Here is a 13827-nt window from a genome sequence, read left to right on the forward strand (position 1 = left end):
AACGATGGAGCCTCCGATGAGCCAGTTCCGGATCGTGCACACCACCGGGTACAACTACGGCGGCGGCGCGACAGACTCCTTCAACGAGGCGCGGATGACGCCGCTGACCAGCCGTCGGCAGCTCGTGCTGTCGTCGCGCCTCGACATCACGCCGGTGGCATGGACCCATTCCTACAAGGACTACTGGGGCACCTCCGTCGTGGCGTTCGAGATCCACGAACGGCACTCCGATCTCAAGGTGGTGGCCACCTCCACCGTCGAGATCCACGACGTCCTCAGCGACGCCGAGCCCCTCGGGTGGGCGGGACTGGACAACCCGGACCTCCGGGACCGCTACGTGGAGCTCCTCACCCAGACCGGCTACGTCCGCCCCCATCGCGAGGTGCTGACGATGGCCGCGCATGCGCGCCGGACCGCGGCCACTCCCGGGGAGGCGGTCGTGGAACTGACCAGGCGCCTGCGCGAGCAGGTGGACTACGTGCCCGGCGTGACCCAGGTGCACACGCTGGCCGCCGAGGTGTGGGAGCATCGCGCCGGCGTTTGCCAGGACATCGCGCATCTCACCCTGGGGGCGCTCCGCTCGATCGGGATCCCGGCCCGCTACGTGTCGGGCTACGTGGTGCAGCGGCAGGACCCGGCCATCGGGGAGGCGATGGTGGGGGAGTCGCACGCCTGGATCCAGTACTACGACGGCGAGTGGCTCGGCTTCGACCCCACGAACCAGACGCAGCCGCGCGGCTCGCACGTCGAGGTGGGGTTCGGGCGCGACTACTCCGATGTCGCGCCGCTCAAGGGCATCTACACCGGCTCCGGCGGGTCCGAGATGTTCGTCGCGGTGGAGATGACGCGGCTCACCTGACCGGCAGCAGCTGACATGTTGATGCCCCGACGGCGAACGACTGCGGGAGCGCTGGTCCATCCGGAAAGGCGATGCGGATCTACTAGGCTCGGGACATGAGCCGGCTGACCGCACTGCTGCAGGAGATCATGGACGTCGAGTCCGTGTCCGGAGACGAGCGGCAGTTGGCGGACCTCGTCGAGGCGCGATTGTCTCGGCTGAACCATCTCGAGCTGCACCGCGACGGGGACTGCGTCGTCGCGCGCACCGCACTGGGGCGCGCCGAGCGCGTGGTGATCGCCGGCCATCTCGACACGGTCCCGGTGGCGGGCAACCTGCCGTCGCGGCTGATCGAGCACCCGGACGGCCCACGCGTCTGGGGCAGGGGTGCGTGCGACATGAAGGGCGGGGTCGCGGTGATGCTGGCGCTGGCCGAGGAGCTCGACGAGCCCACCCGCGACATCACGTGGATCTTCTACGACCACGAGGAGGTGGAGGCCGCGGCCAACGGGTTGGGCAGGCTCGCCCGCAACCGTCCGGACCTCGTGCAGGCGGACTTCGCGGTCCTCATGGAGCCGACGAGCGCCCAGATCGAGGGCGGATGCCAGGGCACCATCCGGATCGACCTCACCGTCAGCGGCACGGCGGCCCACAGCGCGCGGGCCTGGATGGGGCACAACGCCATCCACGACCTCGCCCCGGTGCTGGCCACGCTCGCCGCCTACGAGTCCGAGGAGATCGAGGTGGAGGGGCTCGTCTTCCGCGAGGGCCTCAACGCGGTGGGGGTCAGCGGCGGCGTGGCGGGCAACGTGATCCCCCCGTCGGCCACGCTGCAGATCAACTACCGCTTCGCACCGGACAAGACCGTCGACGAGGCACTCGCGCGGCTGCGCGGCTGGTTCCCCGGCCAGCGTCTCGTCGTGGCCGACGCCTCCCCTGCGGCCAGGCCGGGATTGAATCGCCCCGCGGCGAGGCAGTTCGTGGCGGCCATCGGGCAGCCGGCCCGCCCCAAGTACGGGTGGACCGACGTGGCCCGGTTCAGCGAGCTCGGGATCCCCGCGGTCAACTACGGACCGGCGGACCCCTCCGTCGCCCACCGTGACGACGAGTTCTGTCCCGTGGCAGACCTCGACACGTGCGCCGCGGGACTCCGCCGCTGGCTGAGCACAGAAGGAGCATCCTCATGACCCAACCCAAGCGCCGCGCCGGTGCCGTCGAGCTGGGCGGCGCGGAACGCACGCGCCAGCCCATGGCCGACGAGGCCCTGCTCCAACACACGCGGCTGCCCTGGAGCCACCTGGACCCGTGGCGGGTGCTGCGCATCCAGTCGGAGTTCGTCGAGGGCTTCGACGCCCTCAAGGAGCTGCCGCCGGCGGTGAGCGTCTTCGGGTCCGCGCGGACCAGCTCGGATCACCCCATGTACGAGTCGGCGGTCGAGCTGGGGCGGGGGCTGGCGCGCCGAGGCTTCGCCGTCATCACCGGTGGCGGCCCCGGCATCATGGAGGCGGCCAACAAGGGCGCCACCGAGGCGGGCGGGATGTCGGTGGGGCTGGGCATCGAACTGCCCCACGAACAGGGCATGAACGAGTACATCAGCCTCGGGGTCAACTTCAGGTACTTCTTCGCCCGCAAGACGATGTTCCTCAAGTACAGCCAGGGGTTCATCACCATGCCGGGCGGCTTCGGCACCCTGGACGAACTGTTCGAGGCGCTCACGCTCATCCAGACGGGCAAGGTCAAGAACTTCCCCATGGTGCTGTTCGGCGCGTCCCACTGGGAGCCGCTCATGGACTGGATCCGCGACACCGTGGCGGAGCACGGTTTCATCTCGCGCGCCGATCTCAGCCTCGTCACCGTCACCGACGACGTGGAGGAGGCGCTCGACGCCATGGGCACGCCCGGGCAGTTCGAGGGCTGAGCCGTGTGGATCGCGGTCGTCGCCGTCGCCATCGTCACGCTGGGTTTCGCCGCGTTCGCGGGCCTGGGGCGCCTGGGCGAGATGCCCGCCGAGGCGGTCACCGACCGCCCTCGCGGCCGCGTGCCCGTCGGCCCGGTGACCCACGACTTCCTGGCGGAGGCGATCCTGCCGACGGCCTGGTCCGGGTACCGGCGGGATCAGGTGGACCGATACCTGGCCGGGCTCGCCGACGGCACCGCGTCCCCCGCATCCGAGACCGTGTTCGACGTCGTGCGCCGCGGCTACGACATGCAGGTCATCGACGAGCTGCTGCTGCGGGGCGGCTACGAGCGGCCGACGCAGGCGGCGGCCGATGCCCCTGGAGAGGCGGATCAGCCCCCTGACACGGTGTGATGGCAGCCGGTTTCGCGCCCGGATGGGCCGGTGCTTGGTGGGATGCGGAATAATGGGGGCAGGTTCCACAGTTCGAGCAAGAGAATGAGGGTGGCAGATGGCAGCGATGAAGCCCCGCACGGGTGACGGTCCGATGGAGGTCACGAAGGAGGGTCGCGGCATCGTGATGCGCGTTCCCGTCGACGGAGGGGGCCGCCTCGTCGTCGAAATGAACCCCACTGAGGCCACGGCATTGCTCGACGCTCTCAAGGGCGTCGTGGGCTGACCTGTTCTCCCCCGACAACGAGAAGGGCCGCCCGTTTCCGGGCGGCCCTTTCTGCGTCGTCTAGCCCCTGGCGCCGATGGCCCGTTCGTAGACCGCCACCGTCTCCCCTGCGATCCGGGCCCAGGAGAACTCGTCGATGCACCGCTGCCGCCCGGCCAGGCCGAACTCCTTCGCGAGGCCCGGATCCCGCGTGAGCCGGTTGACCTTGGCCGCGAAATCGGACTCGAACGCCTTGACGAACCCGGGGTCCCCGGCCTGGGAGGGGTCGTAGGCCACCAGGAGGCCCGTCTCACCGTCGTTGACCACCTCGGGGATTCCGCCGACGGCGCTGGCCACCACGGGGGTCTCGCAGGCCATGGCCTCCAGGTTCACGATGCCCAACGGCTCGTAGACGGAGGGGCAGGCGAACACGGTGGCGTGGGTGAGGACCTGACGCACGGAGGCGCGCGGCAGCATCTCCTGGACCCAGATGACGGGGGCGCTGCGCTGCGCCTGCAGCTCGGTGAAGGCGGCCTGGAACTCGGCCGCGATCTCCGGGGTGTCCGGCGCACCGGCCAGCAGGACCACCTGCGTGTCCGGATCGAACTCGGTGGCGGCGCGCACCAGATGCACCAGGCCCTTCTGGCGCGTGATCCTCCCCACGAAGACCACTGACGGCCGTCCCAGGTCCACGCCCAGACCGGTCACCACATCGGTGCCGTGATCCGGGCGGAACTCGTCGGTGTCGATGCCGTTCTTGACCACGTGCACCTTCGCCGGATCCAGGTTCGGGTAGCTCTCCAGCACGTCGCGGCGCATGCCCTCACTCACGGAGATGACCGCGTCGGCGGCCTCGTAGGCGGTCTTCTCCGCCCAGGACGAGACACGGTACCCGCCCCCCAGCTGTTCGGCCTTCCACGGACGGTGAGGCTCCAGCGAGTGGGAGGTCACGACGTGCGGGATGCCGCGCATCAGGCCCGCCAGATGACCGGCCATGTTCGCGTACCAGGTGTGGGAGTGCAGGATGTCCACCTCGCCGACGGCGGCTGCCATCGAGAGGTCCGCGCCCAGCACGCGAAGGGCCGGGTTGGCGCCCGGCGGGAAGTCCTCGGCGTGCGCCGTCGCGCCCTCCCTGGGTTCGCCCATGCAGTGCACCTCGACGTCGATCAGCTTGCGCAACTGTGGCACCAGCTGGGCCACGTGGACACCGGCGCCGCCGTAGATCGTCGGGGGGTATTCGCGGGTCAGGAGGGACAGCTTCATGGTCATGACGGCATCGTGTCACAACCGCCCGAGACTCGTGGTGGACATTTGGTGGATTTCCCTGTCGACGGGCTTCATTGGCAATAGGTTCAAGCCATGGTTGCTCACCCTAAAGTCCTGTCCATCGTCCTTGCCGGCGGTGAGGGGAAGCGGCTGATGCCGCTGACCGCGGACCGGGCCAAGCCGGCCGTCCCCTTCGGCGGCAGCTATCGCCTCATCGATTTCGTCCTGTCCAATCTCGCCAACTCCAACCTGCGCCAGATCGCCGTGCTGACGCAGTACAAGTCCCATTCGCTGGACCGCCACATCTCGAAGACGTGGCGCTTCTCCACCATGCTGGGCAACTACGTGGCGCCGGTCCCCGCCCAGCAGCGTCTCGGCCCGCGGTGGTACCAGGGCAGCGCGGACGCCATCTACCAGTCGCTCAACCTGATCCGTGACGCGAACCCGGACTACGTCGTCGTGTTCGGAGCGGACAACATCTACCGCATGGACGTCGAGCAGATGATCGACGCCCACATCGACTCCGGCCTGGGTGCCACGGTCGCGGGCATCCGCGTGCCGCGCAGCGAGGCGTCGGCGTTCGGCATCATCGACGCCGCCGCGGACAAGAAGATCAAGAGCTTCATGGAGAAGCCGGCCGATCCCCCCGGCCTGCCGGGGTCGCCCGACGAGTCGTTCGCGTCCATGGGTAACTACGTGTTCAGCCACCACGCGCTGGTCGAGGCGTTGCGCGCCGACGCGGAGGACCCCACCGCCCGGCACGACATGGGCGGAGACATCATCCCGTGGTTCACCGAGCAGGGCTCTGCTCAGGTCTACGACTTCCAGGACAACGTCGTGCCCGGCGCCACCGAGAAGGACGTCAACTACTGGCGGGATGTGGGGACGATCGACGCGTACCACGAAGCGCACATGGATCTGGTCAGCGTGGAGCCCGAGTTCAACCTGTACAACTACGACTGGCCCATCTGGACGGATCAGATCCAGGCCCCCGGGGCGAAGTTCGTCATCCGTGGGCGTGCTGAGGACTCCATCGTGACCAACGGCTGCATCATCTCCGGCGGAGAGGTGGACCGCACGGTGCTCAGCCCCAACGTGCGCGTGGACAAGTGGGCGCAGGTGTCGGAGTCGGTCCTCATGGATTCCGTGCAGATCGGCAAGAACGCCGTGGTGCGCCGCGCCATCCTGGACAAGCACGTGGTGGTGCCCGACGGCGTGCAGATCGGCGTCGATCCCGAGCACGACAGGGCCCGCGGGTTCGTGGTCTCCGACGGTGGGATCACCATCGTGGGCAAGGACCAGGTGGTCCCGCACGACTGACGCCTGCGTGATGCGGCCCCCACCCGGACGGGGTGGGGGCCGCATCACGTGCGGACATTCAGTCCTTGACCGCCACCAGGAGTCCGTTGCCGACGGGCAGCAGCGCCTGCGTATAGGACTCGCTGGCCGACACGGCGTCGAGTGCCTCGCGGATGATGATGGACTCGTCTGATTCGACGGTGTTGTCCGCGACCTCGTTGTGCCACAACGCGTCGTTGACGATCAGGAGCCCCCCGTGGCGCAGGAGACGCAGCGAGCCGGCCACGTACTCGACGTACTCCAGCTTGTCCCCGTTGATGAAGACGATGTCGTAGGCGCCGTCGCGCAGCTTGGGCATGATCTCGATGGGAGAGCCCGCGATGAGGCGGAACCGTGAGGACGAGAAGCCGCCCGCCGCGAAGAACTTGCGGGCGGGGAGCTGGTTGTCCGCCTCGACGTCGATGGAGGTGACCACCCCCTCATCACCCATGGCCTCCAGGAACGCGAGCCCGGACCCGCCCATCAGCGTGCCGACCTCCACCACCGCCTTGGCCCCGCTGGCGCGGGTGAGGACCTTCAACAGGGCGAGGACGCCGTGGGACACCGGGGTGAGCCCGGCGATGACGGCCTCGTCGCGCGCCTCCGAGATCTCGGCGGTGGGCGGCACGTGGTCCTCGGCGAATTCCCAGCTGGCTGCGGTGGGCGGTTCGAGGTGGCTTGCAGGCGTGTTCACGCGCCCAGCCTACTGGCCAGTAAGATGACGCGCATGAGTCACGTCGTCAACGCCGAGATCGCCGCCACGGTGCTCTCGGTCTCCGTCGAGGCCGGCCAGCAGGTCCGGGCGGAGGACGCGGTCGTCGTACTCGAGACCCTGAAGATGGAGATCCCGGTGCTGGCCGGGGTCCCGGGAACCGTCACGGAGGTCGTCGTCCGTGTGGGCGACGTGGTCCACGAGGACGACCCGCTTGTGATCATCGCGGAGGATTGATGACAGACGACATGCAGCCCGTCTTCGGGCGCGTCCTGACGGCGATGGTCACCCCCTTCACGGCCGACGGGTCCGAGGTGGACTATGCGCAGGTGGCGCGGTTGGCGGCGCACCTCGTCGATGACCTCGGCAACGACGGGCTGGTGGTCAACGGCACCACAGGGGAGTCGCCCACCACCACGGACAAGGAGAAGCGGGCCGTGCTCGATGCGGTGGTCACGGCCGTGGGGGACCGTGCCAGCGTCGTGGCAGGCGTGGGCACCTTCTCCACCGCCCACTCTGTCGAGCTCGCGAAGCAGGCCGCGTCCGTGGGCGTCGACGGCGTGCTGGTGGTGACGCCCTACTATTCGCGTCCCCCGGCGGACGCGCTGGAGGACCACTTCGTCGCGGTGGCAGACGCGACAGACCTGCCGGTGATGCTCTACGACATCCCCCACCGCTCAGGGATCCCGATCCCCGAGGACATGTTGATCCGCCTGGACGCGCACCCGCAGATTCGTGCGGTCAAGGACGCCAAGGCCAACATCGTGTCCTCCTCGGCCGTCCTGTCCCGCACCAACCTGGCGTACTACGCCGGGGACGACGCGTTCACCCTCCCGCTGCTCGCCGTGGGTGGCGTGGGCGTGGTGGGCACTTCGACGCACTTCACGGCGCCGGCGATGCGCGAGATCATCGAACACTTCCTGGCCGGCCGCGTGGAGCAGGCGATCCAGGCAAACAAGTTCGCCCTGCCCGCGTTCCAGGGGGTGTTCGCCACCCAGGGCTGCATGATGGTCAAGGCGACGCTGGCGGCGCGCGGATTCGACGCCGGGCCCTGCCGCGCGCCCATGGGACGGGTGCCAGACGACGTCCTGGCCCGCTACACCTCGCTGCTCACGGACCACGGCTTCGAGGCGTAGGGAACAAAACGGGCCGGTCGGGCGTTGACTCTAGGAGTCACCCCGCCACGTGGGTGGGGTTCACAGGCTCCGCACAGGGAGACCTGTCAGGCTGGATGTCATGGAGAGGCGAGCAATGTTCGGAGGCACCAAGGCGGCCAAGGCCGGCCAGGAGCCCACGTGGACTGCGCCCACCTGGCAGGAACTGGTCCGTGACCACTCCGCTCAGGTCTACCGGCTCGCCTACCGCCTGACCGGAAACCAGCACGACGCGGAGGATCTCACGCAGGATGTCTTCGTCCGCGTGTTCAAGTCCATCCACACCTTCCAGCCCGGCACACTCGACGGCTGGCTCCACCGCATCACCACCAACCTCTTCCTCGATCAGGCCCGGCGTCGCCAGCGGATCCGGATGGATGCGCTCAGCGTGGCACCGGAGCACGTCTGGGGCGCAGCCAGCAGCCCCGCGCAGCTGCACGACGACGCCGAGCTGGACGCGGACGTCTCCGCAGCCCTGCGTTCCCTCAACCCGGAACAGCGGGTCGCGGTGGTGTTGTGCGACATCGAAGGGCTGAGCTACGAGGAGATCGCCACGGTCCTCGACATCAAGCTCGGCACGGTGCGCAGCCGTATCGCCAGGGGCCGGGCCGCGCTGCGCGACTCGTTGGCGCACCGCGCCCCAAGCGAAGGCCGCCACAGGTACCTCGGAGTGTCCTGAGCCGCCGTGCCTCGCTGTGATCGCATCCGTCCGGACCTGTCGGCCTTCGCCGATGGGACCTTGGCGCCCCGACGGTGGGAGCAGGTCAGCTATCACCTCGCCGGGTGCCGGTCCTGCCGCGACGATGTGGCGGCCATCTCCTCGGTCTGCACCACCCTCAGCAGTTGCCGCCGCTCGGCCGCGCCGGACACGTTGGCGGCCAAGCTGGAATCCATCGCCGGTGAGCACGCGGCGGCGCCCCTCTACATGGCCGCCGGTGCGGGGGATCTGCCCTCGGCTCGTCGACGCCGGACCCGCCGGATGGCCCAGTCCAGCGCCGCGTTGCTGGCCGTCATGGTCTCCGTCGTGGTGCTGGCCGTGCTGGTGGCGCCCGAGCCGGTGCGCCTGCTCGACCCCGTGAAGTCCGCCCGCGAGCAGTACTCCATGTCCAGTTCGGCCATCAGCGTGACGGAGGCCGTCGGCGCCGTGCTGCTGGCCCACGAGCGCGGGGCGGACCTCGGGGAGTCCGTCGGCTACGACAGGCGGGCCACTCCTGACGGCGGCAGTGAGCTCGGCGGCGATCACGCTGCCGCCCTCCTGCGCGCCTCCACCGAGACGGACCTCACCCTCACCGGGGTGCAACGGGTCTGGATCTCCGACGGCGCCGGGCGCTACCGCACAGCGGACGTGCGCACCACGAAGGTGGAAGGACAGGGCGCGCAGCTCGAGGTGATGGATGCGCGCGGCGACATGTTCAGCTCCAGCTTCCTGCCGGAGTTCGCCGCCCGCCCCGTCGCCGCCCCCACCCGCTGGACGTTCACGCAGGGGAGGCTGCCGGAGCAGGTGGCCGGCCGTGCCGCCCTCCGGCTCGTCGCGGCGGACGACACGGGCCCGGTGGCGAGCTGGTGGATGGACGCCTCCACAGGGCTCCTACTGTGGGCCGAGCGGTATGACACCGCCGGTGAGGTGACCATCGCCGTCGGATACACCGCCCTGACCCTCGGTGCGGCCCGGTTCCGGGATGATTCGCTGACCCAGCTCATCGCTCTGCAGCCCGCGACCGCCAGCGGCACGGACGGCTGGTGCGTCGGTCTGCCCACCTGCCCGCAGGAGGTGGCCGGGCTCCCGCTGGTGGCGTATTCGTCCTCCGTGCGGCACGGGGCCGCCTCGATGAATCTCGTCTACTCCGACGGCATCGAGACCGCGGTGGTGGGGTGGACGGAGGGCGTCCTGGCCGGCGGCGTCACCTCACGCACGGATCGTGCGTCGGGCCTCCCCACGGTGAGCGTGTGGCAGGCGGGGCCCGCCGTCGTCTCGGTGGCCACCAACGGCACCCAGGGGCTGATCGCCTCCATCTCCGGCCACCTGCCCGCCGAGAAGCCCGCCGAGACGACGCTGCTGGACCGTGCGGCCGCCGGGTTCGCCCGGCTTGCCGGCGTGCGGTGACGCCGCCGAGAGGCGGTACCCTAGCCCTGTGTTCGGCATCGACGCGGTAGACCTGGTCCTCATCCTCGTGCTGGCCGTCGTCATGTTCGGCCCTGAGAGGCTTCCGGAGTATTCGCGGAAAGCGGCGAGGGTGTTTGTGTATTTGCGGGACATCGCCAACAACGCCAAGTCCACGCTGCGCACCGAACTGGGGCCGGACTATGCGGACATAGAGCTGCGCGATCTCCACCCCAAGACCTTCATCGCCAAGCACATGCGCGAAGAGGTGGCCCTCATCGACGACGCCCGCCGCGAGCTGCAGGACGCGCAGGCCTCCCTCAAGCAGTCCACCCGGGACGTGGAGAAGACGGCGGGGGAGGCCATCGAGGCCGTCAAGGAACAGCCTGCGCTGCCGGCTCCCGTGCTCATCTCCCCGTTCGACCCCGAGGCCACCTGACCGGTCAGGTGGACAGCGGCAACCTCGTCCCCAGCAGGCCCCTCCGGCGCGACGCCACCTCGTGGGCCAGCCGCACCATCGCCTGTGCGGCGGGGTGGGCCGGGTGGGTGTCCACGATGGGGCGCCCGGTGTCTCCGCCCGCCAGCAGGGTTTCGTCGAAGGGCACCTGGGCAAGCAGCGGCACCTCGTAGACGAGCCGGTCGGTGAGGGCCTCCGCCACCAGGGTGCCGCCGCCGGAGCCGAACAGCTCCATCCGGTGCGGCTCCGAGCAGTGCGGGCACACCGTCTCCATCCAACTCATGTTCTCCACCACGCCAAGGACCCGCTGTTCCATGATGTGCGCCATGGTGCCGGCGCGCTCGGCCACCTCCGAGGCGGCCGTCTGCGGCGTGGTGACCACGATCACCTCGGAGCTGGGGATCTTCTGCCCCAGGGACATCGCCACGTCGCCCGTGCCGGGCGGCAGGTCGATCAGCAGGTAGTCCAGGTCACCCCAGTACACGTCCGCCAGGAGCTGCGTGAGCGCCCGGTCCAGGATTGGCCCGCGCCACGCCACCACCTGGTCCCGCGACGGCTTCAGCATGCCGATGGAGATCACCTTGAGGCCGCCGATGGAGGGCACGGGCATGATCATGTCGTCGACGACGGTGGGGCGGGCGTCCCCGAGACCCAGGAGGTCCGGGATGGAGTGGCCGTAGATGTCCGCGTCGAGGATGCCGACGGAGCGGCCCTGGGCGGCCAGCGCCAGCGCCAGGTTGACCGTGACGGAGGACTTGCCGACGCCTCCCTTGCCGGAGGCCACGGCGATGACGCGGGTGAGGTTGCCGGGCTGCGCGAACTGGATGACCCGCTCCTTCTGGCCGCCGCGCAGCATGGTGCGCATGGCGCCGCGCTGCTCGTCGTCCATGACGCCCAGGTCGACGGTGACGGAGGTGACTCCGTCCACCGCGGACACCGCGGCCGTCACGCGGGTCGTGATCTCTGAGCGCATGGGGCAGCCCACCACGGTCAGCAGGACGCGCACGTGCACCGCGCCCAGGTCCGACACGCTGACGTCGTCCACCATGCCGAGGTCCGTGATGGGGCGACGGATCTCCGGGTCCTCCACCTCATGGAGGGCGGCGCGGACGTGGGGCAGCAGGGGGTGTTCGGTCACGATGTCCTTGACTTTCAGCGGGTAGGGGGCAGTGCCAGTCTACGGATACCCGAGGAGGGTCTCCCGGTGGGTCAGCGGGACCGCTCGTTGAGAGCGTCGCCGAGGATCACGACGATGGTGGCCATCAGGGCAGGGAGCCACAGGCCGGCCAGGCTCCCGAGCACCACGACGGCGGGCCCCAGAACCAGTGCCACGGTGAGCCGCTCACGGTAGCCCAGCCGGGTGTGGGCGCCGGGGGCGAGCACACCGCGCCACAGTGCCACGTATCCCAGCACGAACAGCGCCGCGACGACCGCGCCCAGCCACCACCCGCCGGCGATCCGCCAGAGTGCCGCGGCGCCCAACACCGTCAGGGCGAGGTGGCCCACCAGGAGGACGACGCCGAACCAGCGCACCTCCGCGGGGCCGGGCCCCGCGATCTCCGCCACGTCGTCGGGATGCGCCTCGGCAGGGCCGCTCACCTGGTGCCCTCAGGGTCCATGACGCCGCGCTCGAGCGTTGCGCGATCGAGGCGGTCCGTCAGGTCCCGCAGCTCGCCGCGCAGCTCGCCGCGGACGAAGTCGCGCGTGGCCAGCTCGCCCAGATGCATGCGGATGGCCGCGATCTCCCGGGCCAGGAAGTCCATGTCCGCCCGGGACTGGGCGGCGATCCGCCGGTCCTCGTCGAGGCTCAGCTTGTCGCGCACCTCCTGGCGGTTCTGCGCCAGCAGGATCAGCGGCGCCGAGTACGAAGCCTGAGTGGAGAAGAAGAGGTTGAGCAGAATGAAGGGATAGGGGTCCCACTTGAGGCCGAACAGGCCCACCATGTTGATGCTCACCCAGATGATGACGAAGACCGTCATGTAGACGAGGAACTTGGCGGTGCCCATGAACCGGGCGAAGCTCTCGGCGAAGCTTCCGAACGTGTCCGAGTCCACCGACAGCTTCGGCAGCCAGCTGCGCCGGCCGGGCTGGGACAGCGGGTTGCGCTCAGCCATGGCTCACCTCGGCGCCCTCGAGGTCCGAGGCCTCCACCTCGTCCATCTGGTCGCCGCGCCAGTCATCGGGCAGCATGTGGTCCAGCACGTCGTCGACGGTGACCGCCCCCACCAGGTGTTGCGCGGCGTTGACCACCGGCGCCACCACCAGGTTGTAGGTGGCGAAGAAGCGGCTCACCTGTGCCAGCGGGTCCCCTGGCGCGAGCGGCTCCAGATCCTGGTCCAGGAGGGTGGCCACCAGCGTCGTGGGTGGCTCGCGGAGGAGGCGCTGGAGGTGCGCGGCGCCCACATAGCGGCCTGTGGGCGTCTCGAGCGGTGGGCGGGTGACGAACACCATGGAGGCCAGGGCGGGCGTCAGTGACTGTTCCCGGGCGTACGCCAGGGCCTGGGCGACGGTGGCGTCCGTGTCCAGGACGATCGGTTCCGGGGTCATCATGCCGCCGGCGGTGAACTCCTCGTAGACGAGGAGGCGGCGCACGTCAGCCGACTCCTCCGGCTCCATCCGCTGCAGCAGCTCCTCGGCCACGTCCGCGGGGAGGTCCCGGAGGAGGTCGGCGGCGTCGTCGGGGTCCATCTCCGCGAGCACGTCCGCGGCGCGCTCCACGTCCAGGGCCGAGATGATGTCGATCTGCTCGTCCTCGGGCAATTCTTCGATGGCCTCGGCCAGCGTCTCGTCGTCCAGCGCGTCGACGACGGCGGCCAGTGACTCCGGCTCCAGGTCGTGGAGTTCCTTGGCCACGTCAGCCGGCTTCATCTCCGAGAACTCGGCGATGAAGTGGGCCGCGGTGCGTCCGCTCGTGAGGATGAGGTCCGGGATCTCGCGCCAGGACACCAGCTGGGGGGCGCTGCGGCTGCCGAAGCCGAACCGCCCGGCACCGGCGGCCGAGCGAAGCGCCACCGTGTCCAGCTCCCACTCGCGGTTGCGCACCATGTGCATGGAAACGTCGAGGATGCGAGTGGGGCCCGAGCGTTCGATGCTGCGGTCGAACAGGTCCCCCGCGACGAGAAGTTCGGCCTCGCGGCGCTGGAACCGACGGGCGTCCACCTGCCCGGTGATGGCCACCTGGTTGGACGTGATGTCATGCACGCGGATCATGGGCACGAAGATGCGCGCGCGGGCGAACAGTTCTGCGACGAACCCCTTCACCCTGGGGGCGCGGCCGTCGGTGCGCAGGTAGCACACCACGTCCTTCACCCGCCCCACCTGATCCCCGGCGGAGTCGACGAGGGGGAGGCCGATGACGCGCGAGATGAAGACCTGCGTATCTTTGGCGACCATAGGCCAAATCTAG

At 69.6% G+C, this 13827-nt stretch carries 17 protein-coding genes; 11 read left to right on the forward strand and 6 right to left on the reverse strand.

What is annotated here, in order from left to right; all coding sequences use genetic code 11:
* Nucleotides 1-16 precede the first annotated feature (16 nt).
* From ACZK5N_RS09595 to ACZK5N_RS09615, 5 genes are all read left to right on the forward strand, one after another.
* The gene (locus ACZK5N_RS09595) at nucleotides 17-859 is read left to right on the forward strand and encodes a transglutaminase family protein (protein ID WP_459019064.1); all 843 of its coding nucleotides are present in this window, start codon (nucleotides 17-19) and stop codon (nucleotides 857-859) included.
* Nucleotides 860-954: 95 nt separating this feature from the next.
* Nucleotides 955-2025, forward strand: a complete 1071-nt coding sequence (gene dapE, locus ACZK5N_RS09600) for a succinyl-diaminopimelate desuccinylase (RefSeq protein ID WP_459019065.1) — start codon at nucleotides 955-957, stop codon at nucleotides 2023-2025.
* Entirely contained in the window at nucleotides 2022-2756 is a 735-nt protein-coding gene (locus tag ACZK5N_RS09605; protein ID WP_459019066.1) for an LOG family protein, read from the forward strand. Before dapE ends, ACZK5N_RS09605 begins: the two co-directional genes overlap by 4 nt.
* Nucleotides 2757-2759: 3 nt before the next feature.
* The gene (locus ACZK5N_RS09610) at nucleotides 2760-3149 is read left to right on the forward strand and encodes a hypothetical protein (RefSeq protein ID WP_459019067.1); all 390 of its coding nucleotides are present in this window, start codon (nucleotides 2760-2762) and stop codon (nucleotides 3147-3149) included.
* A 97-nt stretch (nucleotides 3150-3246) separates the two neighbouring features.
* On the forward strand, nucleotides 3247-3414 hold the full coding sequence (locus tag ACZK5N_RS09615; protein ID WP_459019068.1) for a DUF3117 domain-containing protein: 168 nt from the start codon (nucleotides 3247-3249) through the stop codon (nucleotides 3412-3414).
* Between the two features lie 60 nt (nucleotides 3415-3474).
* Here ACZK5N_RS09615 and glgA read toward each other — a convergent pair whose 3' ends face one another.
* Nucleotides 3475-4656 carry a glycogen synthase gene (gene glgA / locus ACZK5N_RS09620; protein WP_459020352.1) on the reverse strand — a complete coding sequence of 394 codons (1182 nt, stop codon included), beginning with the start codon at nucleotides 4654-4656 and terminating at the stop codon, nucleotides 3475-3477.
* A 96-nt stretch (nucleotides 4657-4752) separates the two neighbouring features.
* Between glgA and glgC the strand changes: the two genes are divergently transcribed.
* Nucleotides 4753-5979 (forward strand): glucose-1-phosphate adenylyltransferase, encoded by a 1227-nt coding sequence (glgC, locus tag ACZK5N_RS09625; RefSeq protein ID WP_459019069.1) that lies wholly within the window; start codon nucleotides 4753-4755, stop codon nucleotides 5977-5979.
* A gap of 58 nt (nucleotides 5980-6037) precedes the next feature.
* Here the strand turns inward: glgC and ACZK5N_RS09630 are convergent, their stop codons facing one another.
* A complete protein-coding gene (locus tag ACZK5N_RS09630) occupies nucleotides 6038-6691 on the reverse strand; it encodes an O-methyltransferase (protein ID WP_459019070.1) in 654 nt (217 codons plus the stop codon).
* Nucleotides 6692-6724: 33 nt separating this feature from the next.
* On the opposite strand from ACZK5N_RS09630, the gene ACZK5N_RS09635 reads away from it, so the two are divergent.
* From ACZK5N_RS09635 to ACZK5N_RS09655, 5 genes are all read left to right on the forward strand, one after another.
* Complete coding sequence (locus ACZK5N_RS09635; protein ID WP_459019071.1) at nucleotides 6725-6946, forward strand: biotin/lipoyl-binding carrier protein; 222 nt, start codon at nucleotides 6725-6727, stop codon at nucleotides 6944-6946.
* Nucleotides 6946-7845, forward strand: a complete 900-nt coding sequence (gene dapA / locus ACZK5N_RS09640; protein WP_459019072.1) for a 4-hydroxy-tetrahydrodipicolinate synthase — start codon at nucleotides 6946-6948, stop codon at nucleotides 7843-7845. Before ACZK5N_RS09635 ends, dapA begins: the two co-directional genes overlap by 1 nt.
* A gap of 115 nt (nucleotides 7846-7960) precedes the next feature.
* The gene (sigE, locus tag ACZK5N_RS09645) at nucleotides 7961-8542 is read left to right on the forward strand and encodes an RNA polymerase sigma factor SigE (RefSeq protein WP_459020353.1); all 582 of its coding nucleotides are present in this window, start codon (nucleotides 7961-7963) and stop codon (nucleotides 8540-8542) included.
* A 6-nt stretch (nucleotides 8543-8548) separates the two neighbouring features.
* Nucleotides 8549-9967 (forward strand): zf-HC2 domain-containing protein, encoded by a 1419-nt coding sequence (locus ACZK5N_RS09650; protein ID WP_459019073.1) that lies wholly within the window; start codon nucleotides 8549-8551, stop codon nucleotides 9965-9967.
* 82 nt (nucleotides 9968-10049) lie between these two features.
* Entirely contained in the window at nucleotides 10050-10403 is a 354-nt protein-coding gene (locus tag ACZK5N_RS09655) for a Sec-independent protein translocase subunit TatB (RefSeq protein ID WP_459020354.1), read from the forward strand.
* A gap of 4 nt (nucleotides 10404-10407) precedes the next feature.
* On the opposite strand, the gene ACZK5N_RS09660 is transcribed toward ACZK5N_RS09655, so the two are convergent.
* The 4 genes from ACZK5N_RS09660 to ACZK5N_RS09675 form a co-directional block, all read right to left on the reverse strand.
* Nucleotides 10408-11562 carry an Mrp/NBP35 family ATP-binding protein gene (locus ACZK5N_RS09660; protein WP_459020355.1) on the reverse strand — a complete coding sequence of 385 codons (1155 nt, stop codon included), beginning with the start codon at nucleotides 11560-11562 and terminating at the stop codon, nucleotides 10408-10410.
* Nucleotides 11563-11630: 68 nt separating this feature from the next.
* The gene (locus ACZK5N_RS09665) at nucleotides 11631-12020 is read right to left on the reverse strand and encodes a hypothetical protein (protein ID WP_459019074.1); all 390 of its coding nucleotides are present in this window, start codon (nucleotides 12018-12020) and stop codon (nucleotides 11631-11633) included.
* Nucleotides 12017-12535 carry a DUF1003 domain-containing protein gene (locus ACZK5N_RS09670; protein WP_459019075.1) on the reverse strand — a complete coding sequence of 173 codons (519 nt, stop codon included), beginning with the start codon at nucleotides 12533-12535 and terminating at the stop codon, nucleotides 12017-12019. Before ACZK5N_RS09670 ends, ACZK5N_RS09665 begins: the two co-directional genes overlap by 4 nt.
* On the reverse strand, nucleotides 12528-13814 hold the full coding sequence (locus ACZK5N_RS09675) for a magnesium transporter MgtE N-terminal domain-containing protein (RefSeq protein ID WP_459019076.1): 1287 nt from the start codon (nucleotides 13812-13814) through the stop codon (nucleotides 12528-12530). Before ACZK5N_RS09675 ends, ACZK5N_RS09670 begins: the two co-directional genes overlap by 8 nt.
* Nucleotides 13815-13827: the final 13 nt, after the last annotated feature.

The sequence above is a fragment of the Tessaracoccus pujii genome (assembly GCF_055326215.1).